The organism is Pseudomonas sp. NFACC42-2 (assembly GCF_900116055.1).
GTDB classification, from domain to species: Bacteria; Pseudomonadota; Gammaproteobacteria; order Pseudomonadales; family Pseudomonadaceae; genus Aquipseudomonas; species Aquipseudomonas marginalis.
Genome location: NZ_FOZO01000001.1, coordinates 210,429 through 227,496, shown reverse-complemented (window position 1 = coordinate 227,496; position 17,068 = coordinate 210,429). Strand labels below are relative to the sequence as shown.

Below are 17,068 nucleotides of genomic sequence, written 5' to 3'. Positions count from 1 at the left end.
CCAATCGCTTGGGCTGACCGGACGATCAGCGCGGTCGATGATTGGCCAAACCAGTCAGCCATGTTGAAGGCTTTGACCATTGCTGCCGTGGCGTTGCAGAGCGACTATTTCGACGATCTCGACCGTTCAAGGAAACAATAATGCAGATTGAGAACAAAGTTTTTCTGGTCAGCGGCGGCGCTTCCGGCCTCGGTGCGGCCACCGCAGATATGCTGGTCGCGGCCGGGGCCAAGGTCATGCTGGTGGATTTGAATGCCGACGCCGTGGCGGCCAAGGCCAGGCAGCTCGGCGACAACGCCCGCAGCGCAGTGGCGGATATCAGCCAGGAGGCCGCAGCCGAAGCCTCCGTGCAGGCAACCGTCGCGGCGTTTGGCGGTTTGCACGGCTTGGTCAACTGCGCGGGGGTGGTGCGCGGTGAAAAGATCCTCGGCAAGACTGGCCCCCACGGGCTGGCCAGCTTTGCCCAGGTGATCAACGTCAACCTGATCGGCAGCTTTAACCTGCTGCGCCTGGCGGCGGCGGCCATCGCCGAAACGGAAGCGAACGCCGACGGCGAGCGCGGGGTGATCATCAATACCGCGTCGGTGGCTGCGTTCGACGGGCAGATCGGTCAGGCCGCTTATGCGGCGTCCAAAGGCGCGATAGCCAGCCTGACCTTGCCCGCCGCACGGGAGCTGGCGCGCTTCGGCATTCGCGTGATGACCATCGCCCCGGGCATTTTCGAAACCCCGATGATGGCCGGCATGACCCCGGAAGTACGCGACTCCCTGGCCGCCGGCGTGCCGTTTCCGCCACGCCTGGGCAAGCCTGCCGAATACGCCGCGCTGGTGCGGCATATCATTGAAAACAGCATGCTCAATGGCGAGGTGATCCGTCTCGACGGCGCCTTGCGCATGGCGGCCAAGTAAGGAGGATGAGCCATGAATGATCCCATCGTGATTGTCAGCGCCGTGCGCACCCCCATGGGCGGGTTCCAGGGCGACCTCAAGGGCCTGACTGCGCCGCAACTGGGCTCTGCGGCTATCCGTGCGGCGGTCGAGCGTGCCGGCATCGCCGCCGATGCCGTGGATGAGGTGTTGTTTGGGTGCGTGCTGCCCGCCGGCCTGGGCCAGGCGCCCGCGCGTCAAGCCGCCTTGGGCGCCGGGTTGGATAAGTCCACGCGTTGCACCACCCTCAACAAGATGTGCGGCTCGGGCATGGAAGCGGCCATCCTCGCCCATGATTCGCTGCTGGCCGGCAGCGTCGACGTGGTGATCGCCGGCGGCATGGAAAGCATGTCCAACGCGCCCTACCTGCTGGACCGCGCCCGCAGCGGCTATCGCATGGGCCACGGGCGCGTCATCGATCACATGTTCCTTGACGGCCTGGAAGATGCGTATGAAAAGGGCCGCCTGATGGGCACCTTTGCCGAGGAGTGCGCGCAGCTCAATGGCTTCAGCCGCGAGGCGCAGGATGCGTTTGCCATCGCGTCGCTGAGCCGTGCGCAGGAGGCAATCACCCATGGCAGCTTCGCCGCCGAAATTGTCCCGGTACAGGTCACCGTCGGCAAAGAGCAGAAAACCATCCTGCATGACGAACAACCGCCCAAGGCCAAGCCGGAAAAAATCCCCGGCCTCAAACCGGCGTTCCGCGAAGGCGGCACGGTGACGGCGGCCAATTCCAGCTCGATTTCCGACGGTGCGGCCGCATTGCTGCTGATGCGCGAGTCCGAGGCACAACAGCGGGGGCTCAAACCGTTGGCGGTGATCCATGGGCACGCAGCGTTTGCCGATGAACCGGGGCTGTTTCCGGTGGCGCCGGTGGGCGCGATTCGCAAGCTGATGAGCAAGACCGGCTGGAGCCTCGACGATGTCGATCTGTTTGAAATCAACGAAGCCTTTGCCGTGGTCAGCCTGGTGACCATGAGCAAGCTGGAAATCCCCCACGCCAGGGTCAACGTCCACGGTGGTGCCTGTGCCCTGGGCCACCCGATTGGCGCGTCCGGCGCGCGGATCCTGGTCACCCTGCTCTCGGCCCTGCGCCAGAAAGGCCTCAAGCGGGGTGTCGCCGCCATTTGTATCGGCGGCGGTGAAGCCACGGCCATGGCCGTCGAATGCCTGTATTAAGGACTGAGCCCAATGCTGCCCAATGACGAACAACTGCAAATCAGCGACGCCGCCCGGCAATTTGCCCAGGAGCGGCTCAAACCGTTTGCCGCCGAGTGGGACCGCGAACATCGCTTTCCAAAGGAAGCCATCGGCGAAATGGCCGAACTGGGCTTTTTCGGCATGCTGGTGCCGGAACAGTGGGGCGGGTGCGATACCGGTTACCTGGCCTACGCCATGGCCCTGGAAGAAATCGCCGCCGGTGACGGCGCCTGCTCCACTATCATGAGCGTGCACAACTCGGTGGGCTGCGTGCCGATCCTGAGCTTCGGCAACGATCAGCAGAAAGAGCAATTCCTCAAGCCCCTGGCCAGCGGCGCCATGCTCGGTGCTTTCGCCCTGACTGAGCCGCAAGCTGGTTCGGATGCCAGTGGCCTGAAAACCCGTGCACGCCGTGAAGGCGATCATTACGTGCTCAATGGCTGTAAACAGTTCATCACTTCCGGCCAGAATGCCGGGGTGGTGATTGTGTTCGCGGTGACCGACCCGGCAGCGGGCAAGCGTGGGATCAGCGCGTTTATCGTGCCCACCGATTCGCCGGGCTACAGCGTGGCGCGGGTCGAGGACAAGCTCGGCCAGCATGCCTCCGATACCTGTCAGATCCTGTTCGAGGATGTGAAGGTGCCGGTGGCTAACCGCCTTGGGGAGGAGGGCGAGGGCTACAGGATCGCCCTGGCCAACCTTGAAGGCGGTCGCGTCGGCATCGCCTCGCAATCGGTGGGCATGGCCCGCGCCGCTTTTGAGGCTGCACGCGACTACGCCCGAGAGCGCGAAAGCTTCGGCAAACCGATCATTGAACACCAGGCCGTGGCCTTTCGCCTGGCGGACATGGCCACGCAAATCGCCGTGGCGCGGCAGATGGTGCACTACGCCGCCGCCCTGCGGGACAGCGGCAAGCCGGCGTTGGTCGAAGCCTCGATGGCCAAGCTGTTTGCTTCGGAAATGGCCGAAAAAGTCTGTTCGGCTGCCTTGCAAACCCTCGGCGGTTACGGTTACCTGAGCGACTTCCCCGTGGAGCGGATCTACCGCGATGTGCGGGTCTGCCAGATTTACGAAGGCACCAGCGATATTCAACGCATGGTCATCTCACGCAATCTCTAAGGAGCCGATACATGAGTTACGACACCATTTTGCTCGACGTCCAGGGCCGCGTCGGGTTGATTACCCTCAACCGTCCCCAAGCCCTGAACGCCCTGAATGCGCAGTTGGTCAGCGAGTTGAACCAGGCGCTGGATGGCCTGGAAGCCAACCCGGAAATCGGCTGCATCGTGCTGACCGGCTCGAAAAAAGCTTTCGCTGCCGGCGCCGACATCAAGGAAATGGCCGAGCTGACCTACCCGCAGATCTACCTCGACGACCTGTTCAGTGACAGCGACCGCGTGGCCAACCGTCGCAAGCCGATCATCGCCGCGGTCAACGGCTTCGCCCTGGGCGGTGGCTGCGAACTGGCGCTGATGTGCGATTTTATCCTGGCCGGTGACGGCGCCAAGTTCGGCCAGCCGGAAATCAACCTCGGCGTGCTGCCGGGCATGGGCGGCACCCAGCGCCTGACCCGCGCGGTGGGCAAGGCCAAGGCCATGGAAATGTGCCTGACCGGGCGGTTTATCGATGCGGTGGAAGCCGAGCGCTGCGGGATCGTCGCGCGCATCGTGCCCGCCGATGAACTGCTGGACGAGGCGCTGAAGGTCGCCACGCTGATTGCCGGCAAATCGGTGCCGATCAGCATGATGGTCAAGGAAAGCGTGAACCGTGCGTTTGAAGTGAGCCTGTCGGAAGGCGTGCGCTTTGAGCGCCGGGTGTTCCATGCCGCGTTCGCCACGCAGGACCAGAAGGAAGGCATGGCGGCGTTCGTGGCCAAGCGTACGCCGGCGTTCAAGGATAAGTAGCCGTTGCCAGCCGTATAGCTGCAAGCTTCAAGTAATCGCCAATGCGCTTTTTACTTGAAGCTTGCAGCTTAAGACTTGCAGCTCTTATAGCTGGTAGTTTTTGAGTTCCCGGGCAATCACCATCCGCTGTATCTCGCTGGTCCCTTCGTAAATCTGCGTGATCCGCGCATCCCGGTAGTAACGCTCCACCGGGTAATCCTCCAGGTATCCGTAGCCGCCATGGATCTGCATCGCACTGGAGCAGACTTTCTCGGCCATTTCCGAGGCAAACAGCTTGGCCTGGGACGCTTCCGAGAGGCACGGCTTGCCGGCGCTGCGCAGGCGCGCCGCGTGCAGGATCAGTAAACGGGCAGCGTTCAGGCGGGTTTGCATGTCCGCCAGCAGGTTGGCCACGCTTTGGTGTTCGATGATCGCCTTGTCGAATTGCACCCGGTCGCGGGCATAGGCCAGCGCCGCCTCAAAGGCTGCCCGGGCGATGCCCAGGGCTTGGGCGGCAATGCCGATGCGGCCGCCTTCGAGGTTGGACAGGGCGATGGCCAGGCCTTTGCCGCGCTCGCCGAGCAGGTTGGCCTCGGGCACGCTGCAGTGGTTGAGGGTCACCGCGCAGGTGTCCGAGGCTCGAATACCCATCTTGTGCTCGGTGCGGTCGACCACAAACCCTGGGGTATCGGTGGGGACCAGGAACGCGGAAATGCCCTTCTTGCCCAGGTCCGGGTCGGTCACGGCAAATACAATCGCCAGCTTGGCGCGCTTGCCGTTGCTGACGAACTGCTTGGCGCCATTGATGACCCACTGGCCATCGCGCAGTTCGGCGCGGGTGCGCAGGTTGTGGGCCTCGGAGCCGGCCTGGGGTTCGGTCAGGCAGAAGCAACCAATCGCCTGGCCACTGGCGAGTTCGGCCAGCCAGGTATGTTTCTGGGCATCGGTGCCGTAGTTGAGGATTGGCCCGCAACCCACTGAATTATGGATACTCATCAGTGCGCCGGTGGCGCCATCGCCGGCCGAGATCTCTTCCACGGCCAGGGCATACGCTACGTAGTCGACATAGGTGCCGCCCCATTCTTCCGGCACTACCATGCCCAACAGGCCCAGTTCGCCCATCTTCGCCACCAGGGCGTCGTCGATCCAGCCGGCTTTTTCCCAGGCTTGGGCATGGGGGGCAATTTCGCCACGGGCGAAGTCGCGCGCCATGTCACGGATCATTACCTGTTCTTCAGTATATTCAATGTCTTGCATGGCTTATTTCGCAACCTGCTCGAAGTGATGGAAGAAGCTGTCGACATGGCTTTTGTCCAGTCCATGGAGCGTCGGCGGGTTCCAGCGAGGGTTCTTGTCCTTGTCGATGATCAGCGCGCGGACCCCTTCGATCAGGTCGCCGCGTTCGAACCATTGGCGGTCAAGGTGCAGCTCCAGGGCAAAGCACTGTTCCAACGGCAGGCGCCGGCCGCGTCGCAGCATTTCCAGGGTCACGGCCATGGCCAGGGGCGAGCGGGTTTGCATCAGGTGGACGGTGTTCAGTGCCCACTCATGGCTGTCGGCGACGGTGACTTCCTGGAGTTGCTCGACGATGCTCGGAATGTCCGGCAGGCCGAAGAAGTGGTCGATAGCCGGGCGCAATGCGGCCAACGGCGGGTCGGGCAGGCGCTGCACCGCCAGCTTGGCCAGCACGCCTTGCAGGTCTTTGAGGGGCGATTCGTGCCATTGCAGGCTGTCGAGTTTCTGGTCGAGGCTGGCCAGCTTGGCGCTGTCCAGGTACCAGTTGGCCAACCCGCAATACAGGGCGTCTGCCGCGCGAACCTGCACGCCGGTCACGCCGAGGTAAATGCCCAGCTCGCCGGGAATGCGCGGCAGGAAGTAGCTGCCACCGACGTCCGGGAAGTAACCGATCGCCACCTCCGGCATCGCCAGGCGGCTGCGCTCGGTGACGACGCGCAAATCCGCACCCTGCACCAGGCCCATGCCGCCGCCCAGGACAAACCCATCCATCAGGGCCAGTACGGGTTTGCGGTAATGGTGGATGGCCAGGTCCAGCGCGTACTCCTCGACGAAGAAGTCTTCGTGCAGGGTGTCGCCGCGTTTGAAACTGTCATACAGGGAGCGGATATCGCCGCCGGCACAAAATGCCTTTTCGCCCGCACCGCGCAGGACTACGGCATGCACCTGCGGGTCGTCTGACCAGGCCTGCAGCTGTTGCGACAGGCTGCGGACCATGTCCAGGGTGATGGCATTCAAGCCGGCGGGGCGATTGAGGGTGAGGTGACCGATATGGTTGCGTACTTCGGCCAGTACGTCGTCCTGACGCCTGTCGGCGCTGCTTGCTTCGCTTGAAACCTGAGCAGTCATCTGTAACTCCCTGCTTTTATTGTTCTTTATCAAGATGGTCGTGCACAAACACTCCCGTGATCGTACCAGTGCAAATTTGCACAGTACAACCCGGAATCATGCAGGTCGTTTTTGCATTTATGCAGGGTGGCGGGCGTGGGTTCAGGTCACGCGGGTTGCCAGTACTTCACCGATGCTGCGGCGCCGAGCGTGGGTTTCTGCAGCATGGATCAATTGCTCCAGCTCCGTCGGGGCCACGTCGTAGAATTGCTCCATGTCCGCCAGCGCCAACTTCAAGTCGGCGGCCGTAATAGCGGGGTCGCGGGCGGCCCTGGGGTCAGGCAGGACAGTCGTCGACGTCTCGACAGTACCTTTGGGGTAGCGCGTTCGCGTCGCATTATTGTAGGCCAATGCGCAGGCCAGCAAGGCGCCGGCACCGAGTAATACGGCCCCCAATTCGTGCCAGCCCAGGGCGGCGGAGGCAGGGTCGGCCAGGACCAGGCTCATGGCCAGTCCACCGGCGGGCGGGTGCAGGCACCGCAGCCAGCACATCAGCACCACGGCCATGCCGGCCGCCAGGCAGGCACCGCCCAGGGTGCGCCCAAGGACGCGGGCCACCAGCAATGCCACGACACCGGCGCACAGGTAGCTGCCGATGATCGACCAGGGTTGTGCCAGCGCCCCGGACGAGACCGCAAACAACAACACCGCCGATGCCCCCAGCGGGCCGAGCAGGTGCAGCGCCACCTCCATGCCGAAGACCTGGGCGCAGAGCCACACACTGAAGAATGTACCCAAGGCCATGCCAATCGCGGCACGGCTCCATTCGGTGGGGCGGGTGTTGATAGCAGCGGGAAACCAGCGAGAGCGCATTGAAAGGAAATCCATAAACGGCGGGCAAAAAAAAGGCTTGTCTGGTTGCCCGGAAAAGCCCTTTGAAAGTTCCTGCATTTGGGGGAGGAACCCGCGCAGTGTGCCGCGCCCGGCAGGGCAGCGCCAATGCATATTAATGAGGGTTAAATACAAAAATAATGAGGTTATCAAGGCGTGGCGGAGCGGTAGATAGCTACCGCATGTGGCCATCGAGTTTACAGTTGGGTTTCAGACGCAACTCAAGGTTGAGCAGGTTTAGCCAGGTGCAGCAGCACATAGGGGTTTCGGTCGAACTCACCGGTCAACGTAGGCGTGATAGAGGCAAAGCGCGGGTCTTCGAGCCCTTCGAAATCCGCCTGGCTCATCACCAGCCACGCCGGCCCTTGCAGCGGTGCCAGGTCAGAGGCTTGTTGGGTAAACAACGGCACCTGGTCGCAGTCGAGGTTGACCATGTATTTGATCGCCTTGGCGTCTTTGCCCAGGCCGTGCAATACCACGGGCGCGCGCTGTTGCTTGACCTGCTCATGCACTTGCAGGGTAAAGGTGCGGGTGTCGTAGACGCTGCGTTCGAGCGGTTCGACCACGGCAATATAGGTTGCCCACACCGCAAGCACGGCGGCAAGCGCCGGACCCAGCGGCCGCAGGCGAGCCCTGAACAACGCCAGCAATGCCAAGGCTTGCAATACGCCGAGAACGGCGAACACCGGCCCCAGCTCGCTCAACTGCTGCGGATAGCGTGGCCGCGCGAATACCAGCCCGACGATCAGCAGGCCTGGCAGCAGCGTCCATAGACCCAGCATCAGCCCACGCAACCCTGCAAACAGCCGCCCCTCAGCGGCCTGGAACGGGTACGCCGCAATGATCGCCGCCATCGGCAACATCGGCAGCACATAGCGAGCCTTCTTTGCCTGGGGAATCGACAGGCCCAGCATCACCAGCAAGCCTGCGGCGGCGCAGTACAACACCAGTTGCAACGCCGGCGTCGGCACGCGGCGCCCATCGACCGCAACCGCCAGCAGCACCAGCAGCGCCACGGGATAGGCGAGGGCGTAGTTGCCCAGCGAGCTGGTGAAGTAATACAACGCGCCACTGGAGCCTTCACTGCCGTCCATGCGCCCCAGGAACTGCATGCGGATCACATCCTGCATGAAGCTCTCGCCGCCACTGAGCTTGGCCATCAGCAACAGCAGGCCGACACAGGCCGCCAGCAGCGCCAGGGCCAGCAGGCCAAAACTGAACAGTTGGCGCCATTGCCGGTTGATCAGGTAGTAGCTGCACAGCACACCCGTGGGAATGACCAGCCCGATCGGCCCGCGAATCGCAAAGCCGAGGATCAGCAGCAGGTACAGCCAGTACAGGCGTCTGCCCGCACCGAAATGATCATGGGCATAACCGAGGTAGAACACCGCCAGGGCGATGGCGGCGAGCATCTGGTCAAGGGATACCGCACGGGTTTCACTGATGAAGGTACTGCTCAGCAACAACAGCGCGATGCTCAGCAGCCCCCAACGCTGGGAGTAGGGCGCCGTCAGGCGATACACCAGGATGACGATCACTGCCGAGGCAATCGACGTGGGCAGCCAGGCCGTGAGGCTGGTGACCTCGCCCAGGGGCAGGGACAACAGCCAGGTCATCAGCGTCGAGGTGGCCAGGTAATCGGCATACGGCTGCCCGTACGTGGTGGGGAAAAAGCCCGGCCCATGGCGCAGCATCTCCTGGGCAAACACCACGAAGCGTGAGTCGAAACCGATAATCGCCTGGTGCCAGCTGCCGGCGATGAACAGCAGCAGCGCCAGCAATCCCAAGCCGAGGGATTGGCGGCGGATCGTCGGGCTGAGCAGGGACGGTTGAGCCTTGTTCACGACTCAGGCTTCCACGACCTGCGGCACCCACTGTTGCTGGGGGATCGGCAACTGGCAGGAATCGCCACGACCGATCGGGTAATACTGGAAGCCTTTGCGCGCCAGGCGCTCACCGTCATACAGGTTGCGGCCGTCGAAGATCACCGGGGTTTTCAGGCGCTGGTGGATCAGCTCGAAGTCTGGCGCCTTGAACTGCTGCCATTCGGTGCAGACGATCAGCGCATCGGCGCCGAGCAACGTGGATTCCGGCGTGCCCATCAGCATCAGCCGCTCCTCGTCAGCGTAGATGCGCTGGGTTTCCTGCATGGCTTCCGGGTCGAACGCCCGCACAGTGGCGCCGGCGGCCCACAGGGCTTCCATCAGCACGCGGCTAGGCGCATCGCGCATGTCGTCGGTATTGGGCTTGAACGCCAGGCCCCACAGGGCAAAGGTCTTGCCGCGCAGGTTGCCCTGGAAGAACGCATTGATACGTTCGAACAGCTTGCTCTTCTGGCGCTGGTTGATGGCTTCCACGGCTTCCAGCAGGTCGCTGGAGCAGTTGGCCTGCTTGGCGCTGTGGATCAAGGCGCGCATGTCCTTGGGGAAGCACGAGCCGCCGTAGCCGCAGCCGGGGTAGATAAAGTGGTAGCCGATGCGCGAGTCGGCACCGATGCCCAGGCGCACGGCTTCGATATCGGCGCCCAGGTGTTCGGCCAGTTCGGCGATCTGGTTGATAAAGCTGATCTTGGTGGCCAGCATGCAGTTGGCGGCGTATTTGGTCAGTTCGGCGCTGCGCAGGTCCATGAAGATGATGCGGTCATGGTTGCGGTTGAACGGCGCGTACAGGTCGCGCATCACGTCGCGCACTTCTTCGCGCTCGCAGCCGATGATGATGCGGTCCGGGCGGCGGCAGTCGGAAACGGCCGAGCCTTCCTTGAGGAATTCCGGGTTGGAGACGATATCGAACTCCAGGTGCCGACCGGCCAGGTGCAGGGCTCTTTCGATATGCGCCCGCAGAGTGTCACCCGTGCCCACCGGCACGGTGGATTTCTCCACCAGGATCACCGGTTCGATACGGTGGCGGGCCACCGCATCGCCCACCGACAGCACATACTTGAGGTCCGCCGAGCCGTCTTCATCCGACGGTGTACCCACCGCGATAAACAGCACTTCGCCGTGTTCGACGGCGAGCTTTTCGTCAAAGGTGAAGTGCAGTCGCCCGCTCTCCAGGTTTTCCTTGACCATGGCCGCCAGCCCCGGCTCGAAGATGCTCACATGGCCTTGCTGCAGGAGCTTGACCTTGTTCTGATCGACGTCCATGCAGATGACATCGTGACCGACTTCGGCTAATACGGTGGCCTGTACCAGACCGACGTAACCACTACCAAATACACTGATTTTCATGGGGCATTCCTGGCGCTTGCAGCGCTAGCACGGCGAGAGTTAATAACCAGCACACCAAGGATGACAAGCGCCACCCCCAGGGTTTTCGAGAGGGAAAAATGTTCGTTGAACACCGGCAGGCTGGCGGCCAGCAGGTACACCAGCGCGTAGCTGATGCTCAGCAGCGAATAGGCTCGGCCCAGGGGCAGGTGCTTGAGGGCACCGAGCCAGCAGAGCATCGACAGCGCGTAGGCCAGGATCGCCAGGCTCACTACGCCCAACGCGGTGAAGTCGATGGCGTTACTGTTGAACGCGGTCAGCCATTCGGTAGGCAAGGGCAGGCGCGTCATGCTCCAGCGCATACCCAATTGGGCGGCGCTCACCAGGCCAACGCTGCCCAGGGCCAGGGCAAACCCACGCACGCGGCTCATACCTGGCGCCCCAGCAGCACCACACCGGCAATCACCAGCACCACGCCCAGCCAATGCCGTGTGTCGATGGGTTCCTTGAATACACAGCGCGCCACCAGGGTGACCAGGACAAAATTGAGGCTGAGCATCGGGTAGGCGATGCCGACTTCCAGGCGCTGCAACACCAGCAACCACACCAGCAAACCAAAACCCAGGCACAGCAGGGCCGACCACAACCATGGCGAGCGCAGTTTCAGCGCCCAACCGTCGGGCTGGTCGCGCCAGCCTTCCACGGCGAATTTCTGCGAGACCTGGCCCATGCATGTCAGCAGGCAGGCCGCCAATAACAGGAGCAGTGTGATCATGGCGCAACCTGCGGGAACACCAGGATCACGATATTGCCTTGCTCGTAGCGATTGCCGTCCTTGGGCAGCAAGTCCACTTCGGCGAGTTCGTCGTCACCCTTGACGCGCATCACCACTCCGACCGCGCCGAGTTTGCGTGCGTCGCTCATCCACTGTTGGACCTGCGTGGTGTCGACCTTGTGATGGGCCGCATCGTCGAAGGCCAAGCCATATTTCACTTCGCCGACGGTGTTATAGAGGGTCACGTCCGGGCGCTTGACGCGCCACGCCAGGGCGGAGGCCGCGCCGAGGTCGTTGCTCAGCAACGCGCTGGTCTGGCTCAACTCCTGGAGGTGATCGATGATGAACTGGTCCGGGGTCTTGTTATAAACCACCGAATGGGGCAATGCGGCCGGGACCAGCGCCACCAGCAACCAGCTGCCGATCACCGGCGCCGCCCACAAGCGCAGCGGGCGCGACGCTTGCAGCAGGTTGGCGACGATCCAGCCGAACAGGAAGACAAACACCAGCACCAGGCTGAGGGTTTCACTGCCGTGCTCATACACCGGTTTTTTCAGTTGGACCCACGTCAGCGCGAGCAAGGCCAACACGCCGATGACCAGGTTCAGCCAGCCGTTGATGCGCAAGACGCGCCCACGGGCCTGGGCCAGTTTGTCGGCCAGGGTGTGGCCCATCAACAACGCCAGCGGCAGCAGGCACGGCATGATGTAGGAGGGCAACTTGCCCTTGGCCAGGCTGAAAAACGCCAGGGGCATCAGCAGCCACAACAACAGAAAGGCGATTTTCGCCGCGCGTTTTTCCTGCCACGCCTGTTTCAGGGTGGACGGCAACAGCGCCACCCACGGCAGGCAGAAGGCGATCAGCAGCGGCAGGTAGTACCAGAACGGTTCGGCGTGCTGGGCGTCGTCGCCGGCAAAGCGCTGGATGTGCTCGTGCCAGAAGAAGAAGTTCCAGTAGTCCGGCTCTTGCAGGTGCACGGCCAGGGCCCACGGCAGGCTCACCACAATAGCCACGACTACTGCGACCAGGCCGTAACCGAGCAGTTCGCGAAAGCGCTTCTGCCAGATCGCGTAGGGCAGGGCGATCAACACCGGCAACAGCCACGCCAGGAAGCCCTTGGTCATAAAGCCCATGCCACAGGCAAAACCGAGCAGCGCCCAGGCTCCCAGGCGGCCGTTGCGGGTGGTGCTGTCGAAGCAGAACCACAGGGCAACGCCGGTCAGGTTGACCCAGAACGTGAACTGCGGGTCGAGGTTGGCATAGCCCCCTAAAGCCGCCACGCTGACAAAACTCATGTACAGCACGCTGCTGACCAGGCTTTTTTGCGGGTCATTCCACAAGCGGCGCGACACCAGGTACACCAGCAGGATGCTCAAGCCGGTGCTCAGCGCCGAGGCGAAGCGCACGCCAAACAGGTTCTGCCCGAAGATCGCCTGGCCCAGCGCGATCATCCAGTAACCGGCAGCGGGTTTTTCGAAGTAGCGGATCCCCATGAAGTGCGGCGAGGCCCACTTGCCGGTCAGCAGCATTTCCTGGCTGATCTGTGCATAGCGGGTTTCATCCGGAATCCACAGGCCGTGGGTGGTCAGCGGCAACAGGTAAAACACACCGAACGCCAGCAGGAGCAGGGGCAAGGCCCAACGCCGGATCATGCCTGCTGCACTCCGAGCCACCCCTCACGGCCGCTTAATGCGCCGCGCACCAGGTGTTGCCGGGGCAGGGTGGTCAGGTCCGCAGGCAACAAGTCGCCCAGGGGTTTGAAGTCGATGCCGCGCTGCCCTGCCTGGGCGAGCAACTGGCGAAAATCGTTGGCCATCAGAATCCCTTCTACTTCTGCGTGGATCGTGTAGACGTTGAGCTTCGACTCGGCAAACCGGTCAAGAATGAAGCCGTTGAAGTCCTTGGCGGCCACCACCGGCCCGACGACTTCGTCGAAGGTCGGCAGGTCCACCGGAATTTGTGGCGTACCCGCGCTGCCGTCGGCCAATGTCGGCCGAAACAGGCTGGTACCCCGGCAATCGCTGTTGTAGCGAAAGTTGAAACCTTGCTTGGCCTGCACCACACGCTCGTCGGCACGCCAACCGGCGGCCGCCGAACAGTCGATGGGTTCGCCGAGGATGTCGCTCAGGGTCTCCACGCCGCGTCGAATCTGCTCCACCAGCTGTGCATCGCTCCAACGCCCGGTGTTGGCCTGCCAGCCGTGGTGATCCCAGGCGTGCAGGCCGACTTCATGCCCCGCCGCCTTGGCCTGACGCATCAAGTGCCCCAGGTCACGGCCGATCGGCTTGCCCGGCCAGGCGGTGCCGGCCAGCAGGATGTCCCAGCCGTACAGGCCGGCCGCGTTGGAACGCAGCATCTTCCACAGGAACTGCGGGCGGATCAGGCGCCACAAGTGGCGCCCCATGTTGTCCGGCCCGACACTGAAGAAGAACGTCGCCTTGACCCCGGCCTCATCCAGGGATTCGAGCAACCGTGGCACGCCTTCACGGGTGCCGCGGTAGGTATCGACGTCGATGCGCAAGCCTGCCTTCATTACTTTTTGTCCGCGATTTCGAGCATGGCTTCACGCAGGAAGAAGTCCAGCGTGTTGCCGATGGTTTCGCTCATCTCCACGGTCGGCTCCCAGTTCAGCAGGCGCTTGGCGTTTTCGATGCTTGGCTTGCGGTGTGCCACGTCCTGGTAACCGGTGCCGTAGAACGCCTTGCTCTCGACGTCGCGGAAACCGGCGAACGGCGGGAAGTTGCCGCGCAGCGGGTGCGCCTCGAACTGACGCAGCAGCTCTTCGCCCAACTGGCGGATGCTGGCTTCGTTTTCCGGGTTGCCGATGTTGATGATCTGGCCGTTGCAGGCATCGTTGTCGTTATCGATGATGCGCGCCAGGGCTTCGATACCGTCGGCGATGTCAGTGAAGCAACGCTTCTGCTCGCCACCGTCGAACAGGCGGATCGGCGTACCTTCCACCAGGTTCAGGATCAGTTGGGTGATCGCCCGGGAGCTGCCGATACGCGCCGAATCCAGGCGGTCCAGGCGCGGGCCCATCCAGTTGAACGGACGGAACAGGGTGAAGTTCAGGCCCTTGGCGCCGTAGGCCCAGATCACGCGGTCCAGCAGTTGCTTGGAGACCGAATAGATCCAGCGTTGTTTGTTGACCGGGCCGACCACCAGGTTGGAGGTGTCTTCGTCGAAGTACTGGTCCTGGCACATGCCATAGACTTCGGAGGTCGACGGGAAGATCACGCGCTTGTTGTACTTGACGCAGTAGCGCACCAGCTTGAGGTTTTCTTCGAAGTCCAGCTCGAACACGCGCAGCGGGTTGCGGGTGTATTCGATCGGTGTGGCGATGGCCACCAGCGGCAGGACCACGTCGCACTTCTTGATGTGGTACTCGATCCACTCGGTGTGGATGCTGATGTCGCCTTCGACGTAATGGAAGTTCGGGTGGCTGCGCAGGCGCTCGATGGCGTCGGAGCCGATGTCCAGGCCGTAGACTTCATAACGGTCGTCACGCAGCAGGCGCTCGGACAGGTGGTTACCGATAAAGCCGTTCACACCGAGGATCAGCACGCGGGTCCGGCGCGGCTTGCGGCCGGACTCGGCACCGCGCAGCACGGAGCCGTCGACCAGGCCCAGTTCGTTGGCCAGTGACGGGCCGGCCAGGTACAGGCCGTTGTCGTTGCGCTGGCCGAACTTGACCACCAGGGAGTCTTCGCCGCAGGCGATGCGCAGCGGGTTGACGCTGATCACACGGCCCGGCGCCAGGCCTTCATTGCCCTTGACCACTTCGGCTTGCCAGACGATGAGCTTGTGCTCGCCGACGGCGCAGAACGCCCCCGGGTACGGTTGAGTCACCGCGCGCACGAGGTTGAACAGTTCTTCAGCGGGCTTTTTCCACTCCAGCTTGCCGTCGGCGGCCGTACGGCGACCAAAGTAGGTGGCCTGGCTTTCGTCCTGGGCCGTTTCCGTCAGCTTGCCCGCAGCCAGTTGCGGCAGGGCGTCGCGCAGCAGGCTGGTGGCCGCATCACGCAGCTTGGCGTGCAGGGTCAAGCCGGTGTCGGTGCGCTCGATCACGACTTTTTGCTGGGCCAGGATCGCCCCGGCATCGGCGCGCTTGACCATGCGGTGCAGGGTCACGCCGGTTTCGGTTTCGCCGTTGACCAGCACCCAGTTGGCCGGTGCGCGGCCACGGTATTTAGGCAGCAGCGAGCCGTGCAGGTTGAACGCACCTTTGCTGGCGGTGGCCAGCAGCGGCTCGCTCAGCAGGTTGCGGTAGTAAAAGGAGAAGATGTATTCCGGGTTCAGCTTGGCAATACGCTCGATCCACAGCGGGTGGTTGGCGTCTTCCGGCGCATGTACCGGGATGCCGTTGCGCGCGCAGAGTTGGGCGACGGAAGCGTAGAAATTGTTTTCCTTGGGGTCGTCGGCATGGGTGAACACGGCGGCAATGTCGTAGCCGGCAGTCAGCAGGGCTTCAATGCCCGCACAGCCAATATCGTGGTAAGCGAAGACAACGGCTTTTGAATTCATGACGAAACCTGATCGGAAGGAAAAGTGGTGGTGGAATGGGAGGACACCAGGCCGTCGACGACGACCACGGGTGCCGGTGCTGCCGGTTGGTTGCGCAGCACTTTTTCAATAAAGAAGCGGGGGCGCGCACGCACGTCGCTGTACATGCGGCCCAGGTATTCACCCAGCAGGCCCATGCCGATGAACTGGCCGCCGGTGAACACGAACAGCACCGCGAACAGTACGAACAGACCGTCGCCAGCCCAGTCGGCGCCGAAGGCCAGGCGCATCACGATCAACGCAAAGGCGAAGAACACGCCCAGCGCCGCCAGGCTGAAGCCGACGATAGACAGCAAGCGCAGCGGCGTGGTGGTCATGCAGGTCAGCAGGTCGAACATCAGGCTGATCAGGCGCATGGCGCTGTATTTGGATTCGCCGTGTTCACGCTCGGCGTGGTGCACCAGGATCTCGGTGGTGTGACGGGCAAAGCCGTTGGCCAGGATCGGGATGAAGGTGCTGCGCTCGCGGCAGGCGAGCATGGCGTCGACGATGGTGCGCCGGTAAGCGCGCAGCATGCAGCCGTAGTCGCTCATGGCCACGCCGGTGGAGCGTTGCACGGCGAGGTTGATCAGGCGCGAAGGCCAGCGGCGAAAGGCCGAGTCCTGGCGATTGTTGCGTACGGTGGCGACCACGTCGTAGCCCAGGGCGGCCTGTTCCACCAGGCGCGGGATTTCTTCGGGGGGGTTCTGCAGGTCGGCGTCGAGGGTAATCACCACTTCGCCCCGGCACTGCTCGAAACCGGCCATGATCGCCGCGTGCTGCCCGTAGTTGCGATTGAGGATCACCGCCACCACGTTGCTGCCGTCTTGCGCGGCGGCGTCTTCGAGCAATTGGGCGGAGTTGTCGCGGCTACCGTCATCCACCAGGATGATTTCGTATTCGTAGGCCAGTTGCTTGCAGGCGGCGGTGGTGCGACGCAGCAGTTCAGGCAGGCTTTCTTGTTCGTTGTAGACCGGGATAACGATCGACACGCAATGAATAGGGTAGGGTTTCAAAGATTCATGACCTCGGGGCTAGAGCAACTTGGAGCGTGAAAACAGCAGTGATCATTGGGCAAACGTAGGGCTCGCAGGTAAAAAACGGCGCAAAAGTTGAAGTTTAATCAACAGGTTAGCTGGTGTTGTGGGACTCGCTCTGAAGTTTCACGTTCAAGATTAAGCGCAAAAATGTGCAACAGATATGAAAGGCAGATGAAAAACTCGTTTATTTGACAGGTAGACAGCTAGGGTTCAGCTAGGCAACTCAGGTATGGCAGGGGAAGGTCTGCAGGCTAAATAGGCG

15 protein-coding genes are annotated in these 17,068 nt (G+C 62.7%); 4 read left to right on the top strand and 11 right to left on the bottom strand.

Annotation, left to right across the window (positions count from 1 at the left end):
• Positions 1-140 precede the first annotated feature (140 nt).
• From BM416_RS00955 to BM416_RS00940, 4 genes are read left to right on the top strand one after another with little or no spacing between them, the layout of a single operon-like run.
• Positions 141-908 (top strand): SDR family NAD(P)-dependent oxidoreductase, encoded by a 768-nt coding sequence (locus BM416_RS00955; protein WP_092484343.1) that lies wholly within the window; start codon positions 141-143, stop codon positions 906-908.
• 12 nt (positions 909-920) lie between these two features.
• Positions 921-2,105: an acetyl-CoA C-acyltransferase gene (locus BM416_RS00950; protein WP_092484340.1), complete on the top strand. Its 1,185-nt coding sequence runs from the start codon at positions 921-923 to the stop codon at positions 2,103-2,105.
• Positions 2,106-2,117: 12 nt separating this feature from the next.
• Entirely contained in the window at positions 2,118-3,245 is a 1,128-nt protein-coding gene (locus BM416_RS00945; RefSeq protein WP_092484337.1) for an acyl-CoA dehydrogenase, read from the top strand.
• An 11-nt stretch (positions 3,246-3,256) separates the two neighbouring features.
• A complete protein-coding gene (locus BM416_RS00940) occupies positions 3,257-4,030 on the top strand; it encodes an enoyl-CoA hydratase (protein ID WP_092484334.1) in 774 nt (257 codons plus the stop codon).
• 84 nt (positions 4,031-4,114) lie between these two features.
• On the opposite strand, the gene BM416_RS00935 is transcribed toward BM416_RS00940, so the two are convergent.
• The 11 genes from BM416_RS00935 to arnC form a co-directional block, all read right to left on the bottom strand.
• A complete protein-coding gene (locus BM416_RS00935) occupies positions 4,115-5,266 on the bottom strand; it encodes an acyl-CoA dehydrogenase family protein (protein WP_092484331.1) in 1,152 nt (383 codons plus the stop codon).
• Between the two features lie 3 nt (positions 5,267-5,269).
• Positions 5,270-6,373 carry an enoyl-CoA hydratase/isomerase family protein gene (locus BM416_RS00930; protein ID WP_092484328.1) on the bottom strand — a complete coding sequence of 368 codons (1,104 nt, stop codon included), beginning with the start codon at positions 6,371-6,373 and terminating at the stop codon, positions 5,270-5,272.
• A 141-nt stretch (positions 6,374-6,514) separates the two neighbouring features.
• A complete protein-coding gene (locus BM416_RS00925; RefSeq protein WP_092484325.1) occupies positions 6,515-7,225 on the bottom strand; it encodes an HPP family protein in 711 nt (236 codons plus the stop codon).
• 239 nt (positions 7,226-7,464) lie between these two features.
• A complete protein-coding gene (locus BM416_RS00920) occupies positions 7,465-9,087 on the bottom strand; it encodes an ArnT family glycosyltransferase (protein WP_092484322.1) in 1,623 nt (540 codons plus the stop codon).
• Between the two features lie 3 nt (positions 9,088-9,090).
• Positions 9,091-10,470: a UDP-glucose dehydrogenase family protein gene (locus BM416_RS00915; protein ID WP_092484320.1), complete on the bottom strand. Its 1,380-nt coding sequence runs from the start codon at positions 10,468-10,470 to the stop codon at positions 9,091-9,093.
• Positions 10,467-10,880: a 4-amino-4-deoxy-L-arabinose-phosphoundecaprenol flippase subunit ArnF gene (arnF, locus tag BM416_RS00910; protein WP_065927529.1), complete on the bottom strand. Its 414-nt coding sequence runs from the start codon at positions 10,878-10,880 to the stop codon at positions 10,467-10,469. The genes BM416_RS00915 and arnF overlap by 4 nt, the downstream gene beginning before the upstream one ends.
• Complete coding sequence (gene arnE, locus BM416_RS00905; protein WP_065941524.1) at positions 10,877-11,224, bottom strand: 4-amino-4-deoxy-L-arabinose-phosphoundecaprenol flippase subunit ArnE; 348 nt, start codon at positions 11,222-11,224, stop codon at positions 10,877-10,879. Before arnE ends, arnF begins: the two co-directional genes overlap by 4 nt.
• Positions 11,221-12,876, bottom strand: coding sequence for a lipid IV(A) 4-amino-4-deoxy-L-arabinosyltransferase (gene arnT / locus BM416_RS00900; RefSeq protein WP_092484317.1), 1,656 nt, complete (start codon positions 12,874-12,876; stop codon positions 11,221-11,223). The genes arnE and arnT overlap by 4 nt, the downstream gene beginning before the upstream one ends.
• Positions 12,873-13,757 carry a 4-deoxy-4-formamido-L-arabinose-phosphoundecaprenol deformylase gene (gene arnD, locus BM416_RS00895; protein ID WP_065946993.1) on the bottom strand — a complete coding sequence of 295 codons (885 nt, stop codon included), beginning with the start codon at positions 13,755-13,757 and terminating at the stop codon, positions 12,873-12,875. The genes arnT and arnD overlap by 4 nt, the downstream gene beginning before the upstream one ends.
• A complete protein-coding gene (gene arnA, locus BM416_RS00890) occupies positions 13,757-15,748 on the bottom strand; it encodes a bifunctional UDP-4-amino-4-deoxy-L-arabinose formyltransferase/UDP-glucuronic acid oxidase ArnA (protein WP_092484314.1) in 1,992 nt (663 codons plus the stop codon). The genes arnD and arnA overlap by 1 nt, the downstream gene beginning before the upstream one ends.
• The gene (gene arnC / locus BM416_RS00885) at positions 15,745-16,782 is read right to left on the bottom strand and encodes an undecaprenyl-phosphate 4-deoxy-4-formamido-L-arabinose transferase (RefSeq protein ID WP_092484311.1); all 1,038 of its coding nucleotides are present in this window, start codon (positions 16,780-16,782) and stop codon (positions 15,745-15,747) included. Before arnC ends, arnA begins: the two co-directional genes overlap by 4 nt.
• Positions 16,783-17,068: the final 286 nt, after the last annotated feature.

Excerpts from the sequence above, each read along its gene's own strand:
- BM416_RS00915 (WP_092484320.1), bottom strand. The coding sequence starts at position 10,470 with ATGAAAATCAGTGTATTTGGTAGTGGTTACGTCGGTCTGGTACAGGCC.
- arnD (WP_065946993.1), bottom strand. The coding sequence starts at position 13,757 with ATGAAGGCAGGCTTGCGCATCGACGTCGATACCTACCGCGGCACCCGT.
- arnA (WP_092484314.1), bottom strand. The coding sequence starts at position 15,748 with ATGAATTCAAAAGCCGTTGTCTTCGCTTACCACGATATTGGCTGTGCG.
- BM416_RS00950 (WP_092484340.1), top strand. The coding sequence starts at position 921 with ATGAATGATCCCATCGTGATTGTCAGCGCCGTGCGCACCCCCATGGGC.
- arnF (WP_065927529.1), bottom strand. The coding sequence starts at position 10,880 with ATGAGCCGCGTGCGTGGGTTTGCCCTGGCCCTGGGCAGCGTTGGCCTG.
- arnT (WP_092484317.1), bottom strand. The coding sequence starts at position 12,876 with ATGATCCGGCGTTGGGCCTTGCCCCTGCTCCTGCTGGCGTTCGGTGTG.
- BM416_RS00940 (WP_092484334.1), top strand. The coding sequence starts at position 3,257 with ATGAGTTACGACACCATTTTGCTCGACGTCCAGGGCCGCGTCGGGTTG.
- arnE (WP_065941524.1), bottom strand. The coding sequence starts at position 11,224 with ATGATCACACTGCTCCTGTTATTGGCGGCCTGCCTGCTGACATGCATG.
- BM416_RS00930 (WP_092484328.1), bottom strand. The coding sequence starts at position 6,373 with ATGACTGCTCAGGTTTCAAGCGAAGCAAGCAGCGCCGACAGGCGTCAG.
- BM416_RS00945 (WP_092484337.1), top strand. The coding sequence starts at position 2,118 with ATGCTGCCCAATGACGAACAACTGCAAATCAGCGACGCCGCCCGGCAA.
- BM416_RS00935 (WP_092484331.1), bottom strand. The coding sequence starts at position 5,266 with ATGCAAGACATTGAATATACTGAAGAACAGGTAATGATCCGTGACATG.
- BM416_RS00925 (WP_092484325.1), bottom strand. The coding sequence starts at position 7,225 with ATGCGCTCTCGCTGGTTTCCCGCTGCTATCAACACCCGCCCCACCGAA.
- BM416_RS00955 (WP_092484343.1), top strand. The coding sequence starts at position 141 with ATGCAGATTGAGAACAAAGTTTTTCTGGTCAGCGGCGGCGCTTCCGGC.